The sequence below is a fragment of the Xanthomonas campestris pv. campestris str. ATCC 33913 genome (genome assembly GCF_000007145.1).
Classification (GTDB): domain Bacteria; phylum Pseudomonadota; class Gammaproteobacteria; order Xanthomonadales; family Xanthomonadaceae; genus Xanthomonas; species Xanthomonas campestris.
Window position 1 is genome coordinate 2,657,810 of sequence record NC_003902.1, and the last position, 19,808, is coordinate 2,677,617.

16 protein-coding genes, 1 other RNA gene and 1 pseudogene are annotated in these 19,808 nt (G+C 65.9%); 7 read left to right on the top strand and 11 right to left on the bottom strand.

What is annotated here, in order from left to right; translation table 11 throughout:
* Positions 1-565 precede the first annotated feature (565 nt).
* Genes eat through eutC form a run of 3 tightly spaced genes read left to right on the top strand, consistent with a single transcriptional unit; the run spans position 566 to position 4,151 of the window.
* Positions 566-1,930, top strand: a complete 1,365-nt coding sequence (eat, locus tag XCC_RS11765) for an ethanolamine permease (protein WP_011037403.1) — start codon at positions 566-568, stop codon at positions 1,928-1,930.
* Complete coding sequence (locus XCC_RS11770; protein WP_011037404.1) at positions 1,927-3,336, top strand: ethanolamine ammonia-lyase subunit EutB; 1,410 nt, start codon at positions 1,927-1,929, stop codon at positions 3,334-3,336. Before eat ends, XCC_RS11770 begins: the two co-directional genes overlap by 4 nt.
* The gene (gene eutC, locus XCC_RS11775) at positions 3,333-4,151 is read left to right on the top strand and encodes an ethanolamine ammonia-lyase subunit EutC (protein WP_011037405.1); all 819 of its coding nucleotides are present in this window, start codon (positions 3,333-3,335) and stop codon (positions 4,149-4,151) included. Before XCC_RS11770 ends, eutC begins: the two co-directional genes overlap by 4 nt.
* Positions 4,152-4,226: 75 nt before the next feature.
* Here eutC and XCC_RS11780 read toward each other — a convergent pair whose 3' ends face one another.
* Together XCC_RS11780 and XCC_RS11785 are read right to left on the bottom strand one after the other, a co-directional pair.
* Positions 4,227-4,517, bottom strand: a complete 291-nt coding sequence (locus tag XCC_RS11780) for a hypothetical protein (protein ID WP_012438158.1) — start codon at positions 4,515-4,517, stop codon at positions 4,227-4,229.
* A gap of 93 nt (positions 4,518-4,610) precedes the next feature.
* Positions 4,611-5,486, bottom strand: coding sequence for an MBL fold metallo-hydrolase (locus XCC_RS11785; RefSeq protein ID WP_011037407.1), 876 nt, complete (start codon positions 5,484-5,486; stop codon positions 4,611-4,613).
* Positions 5,487-5,665: 179 nt separating this feature from the next.
* Here XCC_RS11785 and XCC_RS11790 point away from each other — a divergent pair.
* A non-coding RNA gene (locus XCC_RS11790) (sX9 sRNA) lies at positions 5,666-5,739 on the top strand.
* A 13-nt stretch (positions 5,740-5,752) separates the two neighbouring features.
* On the opposite strand, the gene XCC_RS11795 is transcribed toward XCC_RS11790, so the two are convergent.
* Positions 5,753-6,241 carry a pyridoxamine 5'-phosphate oxidase family protein gene (locus XCC_RS11795; RefSeq protein ID WP_011037408.1) on the bottom strand — a complete coding sequence of 163 codons (489 nt, stop codon included), beginning with the start codon at positions 6,239-6,241 and terminating at the stop codon, positions 5,753-5,755.
* Positions 6,242-6,689: 448 nt separating this feature from the next.
* Here XCC_RS11795 and XCC_RS11800 point away from each other — a divergent pair.
* Together XCC_RS11800 and XCC_RS11805 are read left to right on the top strand one after the other, a co-directional pair.
* Positions 6,690-7,831, top strand: a pseudogene (locus XCC_RS11800) (putative acyl-CoA thioester hydrolase).
* A gap of 764 nt (positions 7,832-8,595) precedes the next feature.
* Positions 8,596-10,266 (top strand): glycoside hydrolase family 28 protein, encoded by a 1,671-nt coding sequence (locus tag XCC_RS11805; protein WP_011037410.1) that lies wholly within the window; start codon positions 8,596-8,598, stop codon positions 10,264-10,266.
* A gap of 62 nt (positions 10,267-10,328) precedes the next feature.
* On the opposite strand, the gene XCC_RS11810 is transcribed toward XCC_RS11805, so the two are convergent.
* The 6 genes from XCC_RS11810 to efp all read right to left on the bottom strand — a co-directional run bounded on the left by XCC_RS11810 (position 10,329) and on the right by efp (position 15,345).
* Entirely contained in the window at positions 10,329-11,018 is a 690-nt protein-coding gene (locus tag XCC_RS11810; RefSeq protein ID WP_011037411.1) for a phytoene synthase, read from the bottom strand.
* A 28-nt stretch (positions 11,019-11,046) separates the two neighbouring features.
* Complete coding sequence (locus XCC_RS11815) at positions 11,047-11,712, bottom strand: phosphoglycolate phosphatase (protein WP_011037412.1); 666 nt, start codon at positions 11,710-11,712, stop codon at positions 11,047-11,049.
* A gap of 112 nt (positions 11,713-11,824) precedes the next feature.
* Positions 11,825-12,544: a bifunctional 2-polyprenyl-6-hydroxyphenol methylase/3-demethylubiquinol 3-O-methyltransferase UbiG gene (ubiG, locus tag XCC_RS11820; protein ID WP_011037413.1), complete on the bottom strand. Its 720-nt coding sequence runs from the start codon at positions 12,542-12,544 to the stop codon at positions 11,825-11,827.
* Positions 12,545-12,572: 28 nt separating this feature from the next.
* Positions 12,573-13,910 carry a TRZ/ATZ family hydrolase gene (locus XCC_RS11825; protein WP_040942304.1) on the bottom strand — a complete coding sequence of 446 codons (1,338 nt, stop codon included), beginning with the start codon at positions 13,908-13,910 and terminating at the stop codon, positions 12,573-12,575.
* 17 nt (positions 13,911-13,927) lie between these two features.
* On the bottom strand, positions 13,928-14,773 hold the full coding sequence (locus XCC_RS11830) for a hypothetical protein (protein ID WP_011037415.1): 846 nt from the start codon (positions 14,771-14,773) through the stop codon (positions 13,928-13,930).
* 5 nt (positions 14,774-14,778) lie between these two features.
* Positions 14,779-15,345 carry an elongation factor P gene (efp, locus tag XCC_RS11835; RefSeq protein WP_011037416.1) on the bottom strand — a complete coding sequence of 189 codons (567 nt, stop codon included), beginning with the start codon at positions 15,343-15,345 and terminating at the stop codon, positions 14,779-14,781.
* A gap of 101 nt (positions 15,346-15,446) precedes the next feature.
* Between efp and epmB the strand changes: the two genes are divergently transcribed.
* Positions 15,447-16,475 carry an EF-P beta-lysylation protein EpmB gene (gene epmB, locus XCC_RS11840; protein ID WP_011037417.1) on the top strand — a complete coding sequence of 343 codons (1,029 nt, stop codon included), beginning with the start codon at positions 15,447-15,449 and terminating at the stop codon, positions 16,473-16,475.
* Between the two features lie 266 nt (positions 16,476-16,741).
* Here the strand turns inward: epmB and XCC_RS11845 are convergent, their stop codons facing one another.
* Both XCC_RS11845 and XCC_RS11850 read right to left on the bottom strand, forming a co-directional pair.
* Positions 16,742-18,859 carry a putative bifunctional diguanylate cyclase/phosphodiesterase gene (locus tag XCC_RS11845; protein ID WP_011037418.1) on the bottom strand — a complete coding sequence of 706 codons (2,118 nt, stop codon included), beginning with the start codon at positions 18,857-18,859 and terminating at the stop codon, positions 16,742-16,744.
* Positions 18,856-19,773, bottom strand: coding sequence for a phosphate/phosphite/phosphonate ABC transporter substrate-binding protein (locus tag XCC_RS11850; RefSeq protein ID WP_011037419.1), 918 nt, complete (start codon positions 19,771-19,773; stop codon positions 18,856-18,858). The genes XCC_RS11845 and XCC_RS11850 overlap by 4 nt, the downstream gene beginning before the upstream one ends.
* Positions 19,774-19,808: the final 35 nt, after the last annotated feature.

Sequence of the window (19,808 nt, forward strand, 5' to 3'; positions counted from 1 at the left end):
CCGTGGACACCTCCCTTCTCCCGCCGGGCGAAGGTGGCGCGTAGCGCCGGATGAGGGCGCGCCGGCTGCTGGTTAACTAAGCAACCGTACCCTCACCCCAACCCTCTCCCGCAGGGAGAGGGGCTTTCAGCAATTGCGGCCGCACAGCGGCCTGTCGGTGATTCCACCCACTTGTCGGTTGATCGAATGGATTTGCTGCGCGTGCGAGGCTATGCGGCACTAAAAGCGTGAGCCAACGACACGCTAGTGCCACTGCGCGAGCACAGGGCAGACATGCTGAACTCGCAGACCAGACCAGACCAGACCAGACCGGGAACCGGGAGCTGGGCCTGTCTCTCTGGAACCTGAGGTCAAGCATCAGGAAAGTTAATAAAGATCGCAACGCCACCACGTTGCACCACACCTACCCGCTGCGCTTGTGTCCGTCGCCGGGCTTTGGGGTATAACCGGGAGAGCGTCGATCATTGCCGGTGACAGCGGCCGATCAGCCAGCGACGGTCAGTCCGTGTCGCGGCCCAGTCCTGGCAACCGACGCGCTTCGTCTCCCCTCCCCCGACTGCAGGAGATGTGCGACATGCGCAACGAGCAACTCAAGCCGACCCTGGGCACCTGGCAACTGTGGGGCATTGCAGTCGGGTTGGTGATCTCAGGCGAATATTTCGGCTGGAGTTATGGTTGGGGCACGGCCGGCACGCTTGGATTTCTGGTCACCACGGTGCTGGTGGCGGTGATGTACACCTGCTTCATTTTCAGTTTCACCGAACTGACCACGGCCATCCCCAATGCAGGCGGCCCGTTCGCCTACAGCCTGCGCGCGTTCGGCACCTATGGCGGCATGCTCGCCGGGCTGGCGACCTTGATCGAATTCGTGTTCGCGCCACCGGCCATTGCCATGGCCATTGGCGCGTATCTCAATGTGCAGTTCCCCACGCTGGACCCACGCGTCGCCGCGATCGGGGCGTACGTGATCTTCATGAGCTTGAACATCGTGGGTGTGGCGATCGCGGCCACCTTCGAGTTGATCGTGACCTTGCTGGCGGTGATCGAGCTGCTGGTGTTCATGGGCGTGGTGGCGCCGGGTTTCAGCGTGGCGCGCTTTGCCGCGAACGGCTGGGCCGGCAGCAATCAGTTTGGGCCAGCGGCGATCTCCGGCATCTTCGCCGCGATCCCGTTTGCGATCTGGTTCTTCCTGGCGATCGAGGGCGCGGCAATGGCCGCCGAAGAAGCCAAGGACCCCAAGCGGACCATTCCACGCGCCTACATCGCCGGCATTCTTACCCTGGTGGTGCTGGCGCTGGGTGTGATGGTGTTTGCCGGCGGCGTCGGTGACTGGCGCCAGCTGTCCAACATCAACGACCCGCTGCCGCAGGCAATGAAGGCGGTGGTGGGCAACAGCTCGACGTGGTTGCACATGCTGGTGTGGATTGGCCTGTTCGGTCTGGTGGCCAGCTTTCACGGCATCATCCTGGGCTATTCGCGGCAGTTCTTCGCGCTGGCACGCGCCGGCTTCCTGCCGCACGGGCTGGCGAAATTGTCGCGCTTCCGCACGCCACACCGGGCCATCCTGGCCGGTGGCGTGATCGGCATTGCGGCCATCTGCAGCGACAGCGTGGTGAAGATTCAGGGCATGTCGCTGACCGCGGCCATGATCACCATGTCCGTGTTCGGCGCCATCGTGATGTATGTGATGAGCATGCTCAGCCTGTTCAAATTACGCCGCACCGAACCCACGCTGGAGCGCAGCTTCCGTGCGCCCGGCTACCCGGTGGTGCCGGCGATTGCCTTGCTGCTGGCGCTGGTGTGCCTGGTGGCGATGGTCTGGTTCAACCCGCTGGTGGCGTTGGTCTTCGTCGGCCTGCTGCTGTTCGGTGCGGTGTGTTGCCTGCTGAGCTTGCGTGGCCGCCCCAACGCCGGGAGTCTCGCGGGATGAGTGGATTTGCCTTCAGTGCCGGCGGCGAGCGCTTCCGCTTCGCCGATCTGAAGGACCTGCTGGCCAAGGCCACGCCCGCGCGCTCGGGCGATCAGTTGGCCGGGCTGGCGGCCCACTCCGAATTGCAGCGTGTCGCCGCGCAGATGGCGCTCGCGGAGCTGCCGCTGCGGCATTTCCTCGACGAGGCGGTGGTGCCGTATGAAAGTGATGAGGTCACGCGCCTGATCGTCGATCAGCACGATGCTGCCGCGTTTGCGCCGGTGGCGCACCTCACCGTTGGCGGGTTTCGCGATTGGCTGCTGGGCGCGCAGGCCGACGACGCCGCGCTGGCGGCATTGGCACCGGGGCTGATGCCGGAAATGGTGGCCGCCGTCTCCAAACTGATGCGGGTGCAGGACTTGATCCTGGTCGCGCAGAAAACCCGCGTGGTCACCCGCTTCCGCAACACGCTGGGGTTGCGTGGCCGCCTGTCCACGCGCCTGCAGCCCAACCATCCCACCGACGATGCCACCGGCATTGCCGCCAGCGTGCTGGATGGCCTGCTGTACGGCAACGGCGATGCGGTGATCGGCATCAATCCGGCCAGCGACAGCCTGGCCGCGACCACCGCGCTGCTGCGCATGCTCGATGCGGTGATCACTGGCTACGGCATCCCCACCCAGGCGTGCGTGCTCGCGCATATCACCACCACCATCGATGCGATCAACCGCGGCGTGCCGGTGGACCTGGTGTTCCAGTCCATTGCCGGCACCGAAGCGGCCAACACCAGCTTCGGCATCAACCTGGCGTTGCTGCAGGGAGGGCTGGACGCGGGCTTGTCGCAACAGCGCGGCAGCGTGGGCAACAACGTGATGTATTTCGAAACCGGCCAGGGCAGCGCGCTGTCGGCCAATGCGCATCATGGCGTGGATCAACAGACCTGCGAGGTGCGTGCCTACGCAGTGGCGCGCCAGTTCAACCCGCTGCTGGTCAATACCGTGGTGGGCTTCATCGGCCCGGAATATCTCTACGACGGCAAACAGATCATCCGTGCGGGACTGGAGGACCATTTCTGCGGCAAGCTGCTTGGCGTGCCGATGGGCTGCGACATCTGCTACACCAACCATGCCGAAGCCGATCAGGACGACATGGACATGCTGCTGACCCTGCTCGGCACCGCCGGCATCAACTTCATCATGGGCATTCCGGGCTCGGACGATGTGATGCTCAACTACCAGACCACCTCCTTCCACGACGCGCTGTACGCGCGGCAGGCGCTAGGCCTGCGCCCCGCGCCGGAGTTCGAACACTGGCTGGACACGCAAGGCATCCTGCGCCTGCGCGATGGCCGGTTCGAATTGGGCAGTGAGATGCCGGCGCCGTTTCGCAAGGCGCTGTCACAGCTGGATGCGGAGCAACGCGGATGAGCACGCCAACCACACCACCTCGCGATGCGTGGGCACGCTTGCGAGCGCTGACACCGGCCCGCATCGCGTTGGGGCGAGCCGGCACCAGCCTGCCGACCGCTTCGCATCTGGAGTTCCAGCTTGCGCATGCGCAGGCGCGCGATGCCGTGCACCTGGCGTTCGACCCTGCGCCGTTGCAGGCGGTGCTGCAGCAGCGCGGCCGCCGCAGCGTATTGCTGCATAGCGCGGCATCCGACCGTCATCTTTATCTGCAACGGCCCGACCTGGGCCGCCGCCTGAGCGATGAGGCGGCCGAACAACTGCGTGGCACGACCGCCGTGCATGGCGGTGGCGCGGATCTGGCGGTGGTGGTGGCAGACGGCCTGTCTGCACTGGCGGTGCATCGGCATGCAGGCGCGATGCTGGAGCAGATCGATGCGCTGGCTGCGCACGAAGGATGGTCGTTGGCGCCGGTGACCCTGATTGCGCAAGGCCGTGTGGCGATTGGCGATGAGGTGGGCGAACTGCTGCAGGCGCGAGCGGTGATCGTGCTGATTGGCGAGCGCCCGGGGCTCAGCTCGCCGGACAGCCTGGGGCTGTATCTCACCTATGCGCCGCGTGTTGGCCATACCGATGCGGCACGCAACTGCATTTCCAATATCCGTGGCGAAGGCCTGAGCTATGCCGAGGCTGGCCACAAGCTCGGGTACCTGCTGCGCGAGGCGTTCAGACGCAAACTCTCTGGCGTGCAGCTCAAGGACGAAGCGGATCGCCCATTGCTGGGCACCGATACCGCATCGCAAGCGGCGCCGCGCAACTTCCTGCTGCCTGAATAAACGAAGAGCGCATGGCGCTGCCTGAATCGGCGGCGCCATGCGCTCGTTTCCAAATCACCAAGCTGATACGCGCGCTTACTTGAGCGCGCCATCCTGCGGATCGCTGGCCGCATAGGTGCTGGTGGGCAATTCGTTCTCGTGCGGTTTGCGCAGCGCGTCGCGCACTGCTTCGGGGAGCTGTTCCACGTCCAGCATCACCTTGCCAGAATGCACATCGCGCACCACCGAGGTGGCCACGGTGACGTCGCCACCGTTTTCGATATTGATCACCAATTCGGCCCCGTTGCTGCGTACTTCGCGCACCGCGCCAACGCCCACTTCGCCATCGCGCAAGAACACCATCTGGCCTACTTCAATCTGCTGCATCGTGCTTCTCCTGTAGCGCACCGCGTGGCTGCTGCGGCACTGGTGGCGCATGATCGCGCTGCGGCACGTTCTGGCGAAGTGAAGCGCACGTGCTCACGCCGTGGGCGCGTGTTGCAACGCGGCCGCAGGCAAGTGTGCGGGCAGCCCGGCGACGCGCTCGAATTCCACGACATCGTGCGAACAAAACACCTCCACCTCCGCACCGTGCTGTTGCCGCAGTGCGCGCAACCGTTGCTGGTTATGCAGCCTTGCAGTGCGGTCCTTTTCCAGCATCCATTGATAGAAACGCAGCCCGGGCGTGCAGTAGGGTTGCGGGTCCATTTCGCGGTGATAGAAATACGCATCGCCGGCGAGCAGCAGCCAACGCTCAGGGGTGCGCACCGCAACAGCGGCATGCCCGAAGGTGTGGCCGGGCAGCGGCACCAGCAGGATCTCTGGCGGTAGCCCTTGTAGGTCGTGGACGCACTCCAGGCCCATCCAGGCCGCGCCGGCGGTGCTGTCATAGGTGCGCCATTGCCCCCGTGTGGACCATTGCTGCGGGCGAAAGCGTTGCCGGTCCATCCAGGTGTGCTGCGCCAGCGCGGCATCACGCTCACGCGTCATCAGATGCACGCGCGCATGCGGAAAATCATCCAGCCCGCCAGCATGGTCGAAATCCAGATGGGTGAGCACGATATGCCGCACATCGCGCGGGTCGAAACCCAAGCGCTGGATCTGCCGGATCGCCGTCATGTCTTCGCGCAGGTCCGGTTTCACCAACGCCAGAAAGAACGCGCTTAGCCGCGCACGTGGCTCGGCGACATCCCGCAGCCCGAAGCCGGTGTCAATCAGGACCAGACCGGCATTGGTTTCCACCAACAGGCAATGGCAGCTCAGGTGGCCGCGCTCAAGCACGCCATGCGTGCGTCCATCCATCAGGTGGCCGCCCAGCGGGCAGGTGGAGATGCAGTTGAGGTGGTGCACGCGCATCGGCACGCTCCGCGCTTGGCGGGCCAGCATTGCAAGGACGTCGTCGCTCATCGGTGAGCGATGCAGCGACGACGGCCGCCACGCACACACTGCTTTGACGGCTGTGTGTGCGTGCCAAGAGCAGCGATCAAAACGACTGCGCAGCTGCCAGGCGGGCGCGGCCGATGCTCGGAGTTGGTATATACCCACGTACACTCCGATTCTTCCACGCGGCCGCATCCACCTGACGACTGCTCGCTACGTTCCGTTAGGCGCTCCAGGGCACCTCAGCGCAGCGGGACGTCTGCCACCTTGTCCTGGTAGTCCTTCTTCGGGTCCACGCCGAGCAGCACCTTGATACCGGCCAGCAGGCTGGAGCCGTTGAGCCAGATCTGCGCGTGATCGGCGTCCAGGCGCAGCAGCGCCAGCTTCGGATCGTCCTTGCCGCCTTCGTACCAGGCTGCGACGTACGGGTTCCACAGGCGATCGACCACGGCCGGGTCGGTGTCTTCGCGCAGCGAACCACTGATGCTGGCGAACAGGTCATGCCCCTTGCTGCTGAACGCACCGATCACGCGGCGGCCCTGGCCCAGCATCGCGATCAAGGCATTGTCCTTGGAAGTAAAGAACCAGATCGGGCCACCACTGTCGCCTTCGATCTGCGCGGTCATCGGGCGCGCATGGCCGTCTTCGACGCCATCCAGGCCGAGCATCACGGTGCGATCGGACTTGAGGGCTTTCCAGAATTTGTCTTGCAGTTCTTTGGGATCTGCCATCTTCGATTCCTGACTAGGCGCATGTCTCTGCGGGTGCGTCAGTCTGGAAGCCGGCATGCCCACGGCATGTGACGACGTGCGCCGTTGCATGCCGCGTGGGCCTGCATGGTTGCGTGGCACTGCCGTTGTGCAAACGCATATTCGCGTTGCCCAGCAGTGCGTTGTTGCGACGCGCGCACAGTGCAAAGCGTGACCCCGGCGAAGCTCTTGCACATTGCCGCTGCTGCACGCCGCCGCCAAGCGGCCGCGGCAGTAGCATCGCCGCACCGCGCATGCGGTGCCAGCACGTTTGCTTCGCAAGCCAGTGGTGTGCCTCGCCTGCGTCTGCGTTGCCAGCACGCGGCGCACCGCTGGTGTTTGGCGTTTGCCATCCGGCAAGCGCATCCTCTCTGGAGAGCGTCATCCCATGTCTGCATCGCATATCCGCACCACCTGCCTCGCCACCGCGCTGCTGAGCCTGATCAGCCTTGATGCTGCTGCCCTTACCGGCACCGCCAGCCGCCCGCAGCTCACCAGCAGCGAAGCAGGCACGTATACGATCAGCAAGGCGCTCGCCAAGGCCGGCCCGATCACAGCGTTGGTGACCGACAACTGGAACCCCACCGCCGGCGTGGCGCTGCTGACCGCCGACTTTGCAGTTGCCGCCGACGGCTCCACCCGTTATCGCACGGTGCAATCGGCAATCGACGCGGCGGTGGCCGCCGGTGGCAGCACGCGCCGCTACATCAGCGTCAAGGCCGGCACCTACACCGAGCTGGTGTGCGTGCCGAGCGGTGCACCGCCACTGACCCTGTTCGGGCTTGGCAGCGCCACGACCGACACCGTCATCCGCTACAACAATGCCAACCCCACGCCCAAGCCAACCGGCACCGCAAGTCACCCCTGCGCCAGCAATGCGTCAGCCGCCACAGTGGGCACTTCCAATAGCGCGACGGTTACCGTACGTGCCAGCGGCTTCCAGGCGCGGCATCTGCGCTTCGACAATAACTATGTCGAAGGCACTTACGCCGACAACAATCAATCGGCAGTGGCACTGGCCGTGCGCGGCGACCAGGCCAGCTTCGAGGACGTGCTGGTCACCGGCAACCAGGACACCTTGCTGATCAGCGCGACCAACGCCGCCAACGTGATCCGCGCGTATTTCAAGAGCAGCACGATCGAAGGCGATGTCGATTTCATCTTCGGGTCCGGCATCGGCGTGTTCGACAACGCAATCATTCGCTCGGCCGGCGCGCGCCTGGGCAGCAGCCGTGGTGGCTACATCTTCGCGCCAAGCACGCGCCCGGGCAGCGGCTACGGCTTTCTGGCGATCAACAGCCGCTTCGTAGCGGGCTCCGGTTCGCCGGACAATCAAACCTACCTCGGGCGCGCATGGGACGAAGGCGTTAGTGGCCTGTCCGCGTACGTCAACGGCACCTCGCCCAATGGCCAGGTGACCATCCGCGATTCCACGCTGGGCAGCCACATCCGCAAGACCGCGCCATGGAATGCCTCCACCGCCAGCCGCCCGTTCTGCAGCAGGAACTGCACCAACTCGGCCAACCGCTTTTTTTCGAATACGGCAACAGCGGTGCTGGCAGTGCCGACTGATCCAGGCCGCAGCGTTCGATAGCAGCGTCGGCCGCCGGTACGCGTGTTTGCGCGTGCCGGCGGCGGCGCCAGCGCAGTGGATCTGCTTCGCTAACAGGTGATCTGCCTCGCTGTGATTACGCGGCGAGTGCAACGAATATCGAAGCGGGTACTGAACTCACATAACGGCGCCGGGCTTGCTGTTAGGTGGAGCACCAAGGCAATGAGTACGGCTTGTTGCCTTAGCGCCAGCCGTTTGATGCCGCGCGAGAGGGCAATTAGATGGAGGCAGTGCGACCGCAACGCGACATGCGCTTTTGCGATTAGCGCTTCGCAGACATCGAGACGTCGTGCACCTCCATGCGTGTGGTGAGATAGATCTCGCAGCGCTCTCCGCGGTAAGCCATCCGTAGCGCAGGACTGGCAGCGCCGCGGCCGGCAACTGCGCGCACGTCTAAGCATCAGCTCGGCACGCAGGCTGCCGCCTCCACGCCAACACCTCATCAGACCTGGCACTCACTTCGGCTTGGCGGTGCCGACTTCGCCTGCCGGTTTCCGAGCGCCAGACAAACGCGCGATGGTGACGTGCCATCCGACCAGTCATGCATACGATCAATCATGCGACTCGCATCCGCGCTGCACTGTGCATCTCTCGCATGAGGTGAGCAGTGCACTGCGCAAATCCAGCGTGGCGTGCCATCGCAGCGACCTGCGCTTATTCCTTGCAGCACGCATCGCATCCCTTTTGTCACCTCTCTCCCACTTCCCTCCCCCCGGAACCGCCGATGCAACCGCACCCTCGCCTTCCCGCGCTCGCGCCACTCTCGCTCGCACTCCTCGGCCTTGCCACGTTTCAGGCCAGCGCAGCACGCCCGCATGGGCTAGACGTTGCCGATACCGCGCACAGCATCTCCACCAGTTGGGGTGTCGTGCAGCAGCCCGCGCTCCCCAGCCAGGTCTGCACAACGCTCAAGGCTGCGCTGGTGCCGGTTGCCGGCTCGCTGGATGCGCTCGACCAGGATCCCACCCAATCCAAACGCGACACCGCACGCCTGCAGGCCGCCATCGACGATTGCCCTGCCGGCAGCGCGGTGCGTCTGGTGGTCGGCGATGGCGGAGAATCCGGCCTGTTGAGCGGCCCGCTCACCATCAAGAGCGGCGTGACGTTGTGGATCGATCGCGGCGTGACCTTGTTCGGCTCGCGCAATCCGCAGGATTACGACAATGGCCTGGGCACCTGCGGCACCGCCACCACCGACAAGGCCAAGTCCTGCAACCCGTTGATCCACGTCGCCGACACTGCCAAGAGCGCCATCGTGGGCGCCGGCAAGATCGACGGCCGCGGTGGCAGCACGCTCACCGCGGGACCGAATGCCGGCAAGGCCAGCTGGTGGGATCTGGCCTATCTCAACGTCACCAAGGGCCTGAGCCAGCACGTGCCACGGCTGCTGCAGATCGATGACAGCACCGACTTCACGCTGTACGACATCACCCTGGAAAACTCGCCCAATTTCCACGTCACCACCGACAACGTGGTGGGCCTGACCGCCTGGGGCATCAAGATCCTGGCACCTAGCCTGGTGTATTCGCGCCCCGGCTACCACTGCCCTGCCGGCAGCACCCCGGACGTCAATCCGCACGCCAGCTGCTTCACCCCGGAAACCGCCAAGAACACCGACGGCTTCGACCCTGGCCAATCCAAGAACGTGCTGCTGGCGTACTCGTATATCGGTACCGGCGATGACGGCGTGGCGATCAAGGCGCATGCCAAAAACAAGCGCAGCATCGCCTCGGAAAACATGCTGTTCGCCTACAACCAGTTCTACTACACGCACGGTTTTTCGCTCGGCAGCGAAACCGATTCGGGGATGCGCCATATCGCCGTGCGCGGCTTGAGCATCGACGGCTTCAACGCCAACGACGTGCAGCGCGATCCCTACTCGGCCAATGGCCTGCGTATCAAGTCCGATGCTTCGCGCGGCGGCCAGGTCTACGACATCAGATTCGAGAACATCTGCATGCGCGGGGTTGCGCGGCCGCTGGTATTCGACGCCAACTACGCCAACCCGGCCACACGCGACCAGTTGCCGCGGTTCAGCGGCATTGCACTGACCAATGTGCACTCCCTGGGTTCCAAGGCCTTCGGTGGCGGCGAATTGAGCTTCTACGGCTATCGCGATGCGACCACCACCCTGCCCATCACCATGTCGCTGGACAACGTGGTGCTCGACGGCGGCCCGGTCGCCTTTGCGCAGCCGCATTTTGGTGGACCGGCCAGCAACCCGGGCGCGGTGCACTTCACCTTCAAAGGCGGGCCGGTGAGCTTCTTTGATCAGCTCACCGAGTCGGCGGCCAACGATGTGCAGTTGCAGGGCCGGCCCGGGCCGGGCGCGCCGTTGCAATGCGACGATGCCTTCATTGCGTACCACAGCGTGCTGCCCGACTCACCGATCTAAGCAACGCGGTGTCTGCATGCCTGTGGCGCTGCTGTGGCCGGCCTGGCCGCAGCAGCGGTTATTCATTCGGCGCCGCTGGCTGCGCGCCAGCTGTGCCAGAGCTGCTGCATCGGTGGCGCATAGGCCGTGCGACCGGCCAACTCGCGCTGCAGGCGCAGCCGCGCCAGACGCGACCAGACCCGATGTGGCCTGGCCAGCGCCGCCTTGCGTGGCCACGCGCGCAACAGCTGCGCACGCCAGGCCGGCGCACCGACGCCACCCGGCGCGGCACTGTCGCCGGCCACACGCTGGCGCGCATCCAGCCATTGCACCACCACGGCCGTGGCATCGCTGCTGCGTGTGCGTGCGAAGACCACCGCTTCCACCGCCACCACCGCTTCGGCAAATGCCTGCAGCCGCGCCATGGCCTGCGCCAGGTCGTCCGGCTGCGCACGTGCGGCCTGCATCGCCGGCAAGGTCTGCGCCAACTGCGCCCAGGGTGCGCGCACCGGTTCAAGCACGCGCCCCAATGGATGACGCGAGCGCTGGTTCGACCAGTCGTTCAATTCCTGCTGCCACCAGGCCAGCTTGGCGTCTGCCGGCAACGGGTCGCCGGCGATGTTCATGATGTCCTCCCATTCCTGCAGCAATGCGAACCAGGCCGCGGCCAGGCGACGCTGCGGTTCGGGAATGAAGGGCTCGGCCACCGACCATTCCGGCCAGCGGCTGCGCCACTTGTCGAGAAAACTGTCCAGGGCGCTGGATTGGCTCATGGCGGGTCCAGAAAAGCGAAAGAAAAGATCAGGGCTGCGGCCAGGCGGCCGGCTCCCACAACTGCGGCGGCTGTTCCACCAGCACGTCGGCCTGCCAGCTCAGCGGGTCGTCATCGCCCAGCCGGTAACCCCATAACGCAGCCACCGACGGCATGCCGGCCGCACGTGCGGCCAGGATGTCGCGCTCGTCGTCACCCACATAGACGCACTGCGTGGCGGCGACGCCGATGCGATCGGCCGCCACCAGCAACGGCAGCGGATGCGGCTTGCGCTCGGCCAGCGTATCGCCGCCGATCAGCACCGCGCAGCGCTGCTGCCAGCCCAGCTGCGGCAGAATGAGTTGCGCAAGGTATTCGGGCTTGTTGGTGACAATGCCCCAGACACAGCCGGCCTGCTCCAGGCGCTGCAGCATGACCTCGACTCCGTCGAACAGCTGTGCCTGCGTGCCGAGCAGCGCTTCATAGCGCTTGAGAAACTCCGGCACCAACGCCTCGCGCGCGGCCGCATCCAGATGCGCGAAGGCCACAGCGAGCATGGCGCGCGATCCTTTCGACACCACCGGCCGCAGCTGCGCCAGCGTGATGCACGGCAGTCCACGCTCGCTCAGCATCGCGTTGACGGTGGCCAACATGTCCGGCGCACTGTCGAGCAAGGTGCCATCCAGGTCGAACAACACCGCACGCGGAAACCTCACAGACGCACCGCCATCCCAGCGCGATCGGCCATCAGACAGGAACCGGTCGACATCAAGACCGCAACCAACCGCCGTTGCGATTCCCGAATCCCGATTCCCCATTCCCCGCTCGTCACGGCTTCACCGCACACGCCAGATAGTTCACTTCGGTGCGCGAGGACAAGCGCGCGCGGTTGCGCCACGGCTCGTACAGCATGCCGCTGACGTCTTGCAGCTGCAGCTCGGCAGTGCGCAGCCAGGCGGCCAGTTCGGACGGCTTGATGAAATCCTTGTAGTGATGCGTGCCCTTGGGCAGCAACCGCGCGATGTATTCGGCGCCTACTACCGCCAGCGCAAACGCTGCCGGCGTGCGATTGAGTGTAGACAGGAACAGCGTGCCGCCCGGCTTGAGCAGGCTTGCGCAGGCGCGGATGATCGCCAGCGGGTCTGGCACGTGCTCCAGCATTTCCATGCAGGTCACCGCATCGAAGCTGCCCGGCTGCTCGGCAGCCAGGTCTTCCACCGACTGCACGCGGTAGTCCACCTGCACGCTCGATTCCAGGCTGTGCAGGCGCGCCACTTTCACCAGCTCCGGCGCCAGGTCGATCGCGGTGACTTGCGCGCCCAGGCGCGCCATCGCTTCACTGAGCAGGCCACCACCGCAGCCGACGTCGAGCACGCGTGCGCCCGGCAGCGCAACCCGTGCGGCCACGTAGTCCAGCCGCACCGGATTGAGCGCATGCAGCGGCTTCTGCGGGCCGTCGGCATCCCACCAGCGGTTGGCCAGCGCAGCGAACTTGTCCAGCTCGGTCTGGTGGAAATTGGACGATGTGGATTGTGGATTCGGATTCATGTGGCTCTCCGTGATGCGATGGCCGCGCTCAGGCGCGGACGGTGCGGATACGGTCGCGCCACTGGCGCGCGTTGGCGACCAGGGCAGCGGTATCCATGTCGATGAGCTCGCGTTGCACCAGCTTGGGCTTGCCGGCGATCCACACATCGGTCACCTGGTGGCGGCCGGCGGCATAGATCAGCTGCGACAACACGTGATGCAGCGGCTGGGTTTCCAGCGCGGACAGATCCACGCAAACCAGGTCGGCCTGCTTGCCCACCTCGATCGAGCCGATGCGGTCGCCAAAGCCGAGTGCGCGTGCGCCCCCCAAGGTGGCGGCGCGCAAGGTGGTGGCCGCATCCAGCGCGGTGGCATCGTTGGCCACTGCCTTGGCCAGGATCGCCGCGGTGCGGTTCTCGCTGAACATGTCCAGGTCATTGTTGCTGGCGCAGCCGTCGGTGCCGATCGCCAGATTCACGCTGGCGCGTTGCAGCGCGCACGCCGGGCAAAAGCCCGAGGCCAGCTTGAGATTGGATTCGGGGCAGTGCACCACGCTGACACCGCGCTCGGCGCACAGGTGGATTTCGGCCTCGGTGAGCTGGGTCATGTGCACCGCAATCAGGCGGTCGTTGACCAGGCCCAGACGATCCAGCCGTGCCAGCGGGCGCTGGCCATACTGCGCCACCGAATCAGCCACTTCCTGCGCGGTTTCGTGCGTGTGCAGATGCACCGGCATGTCCAGCTGGTCGGCCAGCATGCGTACGCGCTCGAAGTTGGCATCGTTCACCGTGTACGGCGCATGCGGTGCAAACGCGGTGCTGATCAGCGGGTCGTCGCGCCACTGGTCGTGCAGCTCGCCGGCACGTGCGAAGTATTCGTCGTCCGACGAGGCCCAGGCGGTGGGGAAATCGATGATCACCGCGCCCACCAGCGCACGGAAGCCATGCTGCTTGTAGACGGCCGCCTGCACGTCGGCAAAGAAGTAGTTCTCGTTGACGCAGGTGGTGCCGCCGCGCAGCATCTCGGCGATCGCCAGGGTGGTGCCATCGGCGACGAATTCCGGGCCGATCACTGCCGCTTCCACCGGCCAGATGTGCTGCTGCAGCCACACCATCAGCGGCAGATCGTCGGCCACGCCGCGCAGCAGCGTCATCGGGTTGTGCGTGTGCGCGTTGACCAGGCCGGGCATCAGCGCCGCGTCGGGGCGCGACACGGTGCGTGCCGGCGCGAAACGCACGCGTGCGTCGGCCGTTGGCAGCACGGCAACGATGACACCGTTGCTGACCGCCACCGCGTGGTCTTCAAGCACCACCGCATGCGGTTCGATCGGCACCACATAGCCGGCCTCGATCAGCAGGTCGCAGGGTTCGGGCGGGGCGTTGGTCATGAGCGGATCCATTGAAGTTAGTTGCCGAACGGCCAGGAGTCGGTGGAGCGTGACACAGGCACGTAGCGCATGCCGTCGTAGCGCAACACTTGGCGTTGGCGGCGCGTGCGTTCGGTGTCTTGTGCGCCCTCAACCGTGGTGGAGGTCACCACGTTTGCGGTCAGCGCGATGTCGGAGTAGCCGGCGTGGACCGGCGTGTCCATCGACAGCGTCAAGGTGCCGCGCTCGGTCACCACGCCTGCCTTCCCCCAGTTGCATAGCTCGCCTTGTACCTGTCGCCAGACAGTCAGGTTCTGCTGCAGCACCGGGCGTAGCCGGCGCCCTTCGCGGACCAGCAAGGTCAATGCGTCGTCGCTGTCGAAATCCGGGCAACTGGCGCCACGCGCGACGCTGTGCACCACGACACCAAACGCGCGCACGCCTTTGGCCAGGTCATAGCGCGCGGTATCCAGGCGCAGGCTATCGGCCGCAAGTTCCAGGCTGGCATCCTCGCCCATTGCCTGGGCATACAACGCCACCACCTCGCCACTACCGGCATCGAGCATTGCAATACGCAACTCCAGGTCGCGCTCGCCAGCCGGGGTAGTGGCATCGCCAGCAAACGCGATTGCCGCCAAGCGGATGGAGGGATCGTACGGCCACGGCTTGCAGGTCTGCGCCACGGCACGTTCCGCCGGCACCGCCGCTGCAGCGCCACCCACCACACCGGAGGCGGCAACCGCGGCCACCGCCGCTACGCTCTGCGCATCGCAGGCGGTTGCTACCGTTTGCGCAAACACCGGGCACGCCGCAAGCGTGCCACTCAGCACCATCAGGACACTGGCACTGCGTACTGCTCGGCCGGACCGGCGTCCCAGGTGCATCGGGATTACTTGACGCGCGCCGAGTACTCGCCCGAGCGGGTGTCGACCTTGATCACTTCGTCCTGGTTGACGAACAGCGGCACGCGCACCACCGCACCGGTTTCCAGGGTGGCCGGCTTGCCGCCGCCGCCAGAGGTATCGCCACGCACGCCCGGGTCGGTCTCGGTGATCTTCAGCTCGACGAAGTTCGGCGGCTGCACCCAGATCGGGGCGCCGTTCCACAAGGTCACGATGCAGTCTTCTTCGCCCTTGAGCCACTTCTCCGCGCCGCCCATGCCGGCCTTGTCGGCCTGCACCTGCTCGAAGGATTCCGGGTCCATGAAGTGCCAGTACTCGCCATCGGTGTACAGGTAACGCATGTCGGTATCGACCACGTCGGCCACTTCCACGTCATCGGTGGCCTTCATGGTCATTTCCACCACGCGGCCGGACTTGATGAAGCGGTACTTCATGCGGGTAAAGGCCTGGCCCTTGCCCGGCTTGACGTATTCGGTCTCGGTGATGACCGCCGGTTCGTTGTTGACCAGGATCTTCATGCCGTTCTTGACGTCGTTCATGCCAACAGTGGCCATGGTGCAGCTCCTCGATAAGGCGACGGCCCGCCACTTCCTGGCCGGCCGGATTAGAATGGGGCGCCCGCCGCAACCGGCGGGCATTGCTTTTGTGACCGCACATGATAACCGCAGCCCCTCTCGCCTTACAGCCATCCACACCGCCCGCCCTGCAGCCCCCGCGCTGGCAACAGCTGTGGCGGCAGGCCGTGCGCGACCCGCGTGAGCTGCTGGCGCTGCTGGGGCTGGACGCGCAGGCGGCGGGCATCAGCGAGGACGCCGCGGCCCAGTTCGCCGTGCGTGTGCCGCGCAGCTTCGTGGCGCGCATGCGCCCGGGAGACCTGACCGACCCGCTGTTGCGCCAGGTATTGCCGCTGGATGCGGAGATGCGCGTGGTGCCTGGCTTTGCGCTCGACGCGGTGGGCGATGGCGCCGCCCGCACCACCACCGGGGTGATCCAGAAATACCGCGGCCGGGCTCTGCTGATCGCCACCGGCAGCTGCGCGGTGCATTGCCGGTACTGCTTCCGCCGCCATTTCCCCTACGCCGAGGAAACCGCCGCCCGCGATGGCTGGCGCGAGGCCGTGGCGGCGATCGCCGCCGATCCGGACATCGACGAGGTACTGCTCTCCGGCGGTGACCCGTTGTCGCTGACCACGCCCAAGCTGGCCGAGCTCACCGACGCCTTGGCCGCCATCCCGCATCTCAAGCGCCTGCGCATCCACAGCCGGCTGCCGGTGGTGTTGCCCGAACGCGTGGATGCGCCGCTGCTGGCGTGGCTGCGCAGCCTGCCGTGGCCGGTGGCCTTCGTGATCCACGCCAACCACGCCAATGAATTCGATGCCGAGGTCGACGCCGCACTGCACGCGCTGCGTGGTGCCGGCGCACAGCTGCTCAACCAGGCGGTGCTGCTGCGCGGCGTCAACGACAGCGTGGACGCACTAGCGGCGCTGAGCGAGCGCAGCTTCGCCGCCGGCGTGCTGCCGTACTACCTGCATCAGCTGGACCGCGTGGCCGGCGTGGCGCATTTCGAAGTCGACGACGCACGCGCCCGTGCGCTGCATGCCGAGCTGGCAACGCGCCTGTCCGGCTATCTGGTGCCGCGCCTGGTGCGCGAGATTCCCGGCGATACGGGAAAGCGGCCACTGTAAATACCTCGGTGGCGCGCGGGAGTGGCATGTAGAGCGCAGCTTTCCGCTCGGCTGCGGGGAAACAAACCAAACCACCATCTCGTAGGAGCGCACCCGGGTGCGGCCGGGCACCCGATATCCCGTAGGAGCGCGCTTGGGCGCGACGGGCGTTACCGGGAAAGCTCCATCGCGCACAGGTGCGCTCTACGTAGCTAGCCGCACTGCCCCCGCAATCGTATAGGCGACGCCAAGAACAGACGCTGCAATCAAGCCGGTGGAGGCACTCGTCAGCCCGCCGCGATCAGCTTGACCATGTCAGCCGGGCTCAGTGGGCGGCTGAACCAGTAGCCCTGGCCCAGGTCGCAGCCGCGGTCGCGCAACAGGTTGAACTGCGCTTCCTGCTCGATGCCCTCGGCCACCACGGTGATCCCCAGCGAATGCGCCATGCCGATGATGGCCGTGGTCAGGGCCAGGTCGTCGGGGTCGCGCTGCAGGTCGGCGATGAAGCTCTTGTCGATCTTGACGCCATCCACCGGCACCTGACGCAGATGGCTCAGGCCGGAGAAGCCGGTGCCGAAATCGTCCAGCCACACCTTCACCCCGGTGCGGTGCAATTGATCGAGCAGGCTTGCAGCCATCATCTCGTCGCCGATCACCGCGGTCTCGGTGAGCTCCAGATGCAGGCGCGCGGCCGGCAGGCCGGATTCGGCCAGGCACTCGGCCACGGTGTCGATCAGGTCGCCACTGCGCAGCTGGCGCGGCGAGACGTTGACCGAAATGAACAAGCCCTCGCCCACCACCGGCCATTTGGCCGCTTCCAGGCAGGCCGCACGCAGCACCTTGGGCCCGATCACTTCGATCAGCCCACTCTGCTCTGCAATATCAATGAACGTGGACGGCGGAATCGTGCCCAACGCCGGGTGCTGCCAGCGCAGCAACACTTCCACGCCCACCAGCACGCGGTCGCTGGTGCGGTAGATCGGCTGATAGACCAGGCGTAATTCGTCGCGCTCCCAGGCACCGCGCAACTCGTGTTCCATGTGCACGCGGCGCTCCACCGCATGGTCGGCTGCGCGGCTGTAGAACCGGTGGCAGTTCTTGCCGGCCACCTTGGCCTGGTACATCGCGATGTCGCCGTTTTTCAGCAGCGCCGTGGCGTCGTTGGCATCGTCCGGGAACAAGGTGATGCCGATCGACGTGCCCAAAAACACCTCGCGTCCCTGCACGTTCAACGGGCGGCTCAACTCATGCACCAGGCGGTCGGCCAGCTGCGCGGCGAGCAAGGTCACATCGCCACTCTGCAGCAGGATCACGAACTCGTCGCCGCCAAACCGCGCCAGGATGGCGTCATCGCCGCCCAGTGCCGCCACCGCACGGCTGATGCGGCTGGAGAACTGCAGCAGCGCCTCGTCGCCGGCCTCGTGGCCCAGGGTGTCGTTGACCCGTTTGAAGTCGTCGATGTCGGCGAACAACAGCGCCAGCTTGCTGTCGGTACTGCGTGCGGTGTGCAGCAGATGGTCCAGGCCTTCGCGGAAGCCCAGGCGGTTGGTCAGCCCGGTCAGCGCGTCGGTGTAGGCCATGTGGCGCACCTCGCGATCGTGCCGGGCAATGCTTTCGCTCATGCGCCCGAACGCGGAAATCAGCTCGCCGATTTCGTCATTGCGCGGATGCGGCGGCAGCTGCACCAGATAGTCGCCACGTTCGATCTGCCGCGCCGCCGCCGCCAGCAGGCGCACCGGCGCGACCAGCGTGCGTTGCACATAGATGGCCAGCAGGATTCCTAGCGCCACCAGCGCTGCCAGCAGTACCAGCAGCCAGCCCAGATCGCGCTTGCCGATCGCATTGAGATTCTGCACCAGGGTGAGGTTGGCGCTGGATTCGATCTTGCGCACGCGCTCGCGCGACATGCCCACCCGCACGCCGCCGATGCGCTGGTCGCCGACCTTGATCGGCACCGTCACATCCAGCACTTCCGGCGAAGACTGCAACAGCAGGGCCGGCGCGGCGATCGCCTTGGCAGCGAGCGGGTCCTGCATGGGCTGGCCATAGCCCTGCAGCGTGGCGCTGCCGTCGTGCACCAGCCGGCCGCGGCGGTCGAACACCCGCACGTAGCTCACCACCTGCTGGCGCGAGGCGTTGCGCACCAGCGCGCCCACCGCCGCCAGATCCGAGTAGTACAGCGGGTTGGCCAGGCCCGAGGCCAGCTCGGTGGCCAGGGTCTCGCCACGCGTGCGCAGGCTGCGGTCGAACAACTCATGCAGGATCTGCGCGCTCAGGCTGCGCACCTCGCGCTGCATCGAACTTTGCCGCTGCAACAGCGAGGCCAGGATGGCGCCGACCAGCAACAGCGTCAGCGCCATCACCAGCAGGAACCGGGCCTGCAATCCAAAGCGCACCTGCGTCATTCCACCTGGGTCCTGACCTGTTGCAGCCCATTGCGCAACGCCTCCAGGCGCGCGCGGCTGGGCGCGTCCACGGGATGGAACGCCGTGGTGCCGAAAAAGCGCTTCAACGCCGGGCCGGCCTGTGGGTCGGCGGCGGCCTGCAGCAGCACCGCGCGCAGGCGCCTCTCCACCGCCGGATCGATGCCGGTACGCACCATCTCCACCGCGCGCGGCACCGGCGCACTGCGGTGCACGATGCGGAACTCGCGCTTGAACGTGGGCGGCAGGTGGCGCTCGTCGTCCCAATCGAGGTTGCTGAAGGCGCCGGCGTCGATTAGCCGTTTGTGCACGAAGGCGGCGATGTTCAACTTCGAGCCGACCAACAGGTAACCCACCGAACCGAGCACCTGGGTATCGTCGGGCGACAGCAGCACATCGCAGGCCAGGCCATTGCGCACCAGCTCCAGCATCGGCACCAGGTAGCCACTGGTGGACGAGGCGTTCTGCAGCGCCAGGGTGTGGCCACGCAACTGCGCCAGCGAACGGATCGGGCTGTCGCGCCGCACGAAAAACACGGTGTGGAAGTCGCGCACCCCGCTACGTTCGGTCATCAACAATGGATGTGCGCTGCCGCGCTGCTCCAGCAGCATCGCCGCACCGGCGGTTTCGCTGACCCAGTCCACCCGGCCACGGCGCAGGTAACTGGCCATCTGGCGCGCATCCGGCGCCATCAGGATCTCGCCACTGCGGATGCCGACCCCGCGCATGCGCGGCACCACATAGTCCAGCAGCGGCTTGAGTTGATCGTAATGGGTGGCCGGATCATCGCTGATACGCCCCAGAACCAGGACCGAAGAAGGCGCTGCCGCAGCCGTCGCGGCGAAACTTGCGCAGGCCAGCAGCCACGCAATCAGACAGCATCGTAGACCGCGCAAACCAGCTACTCCCCTAGAGTCGCCGACACCTTAGC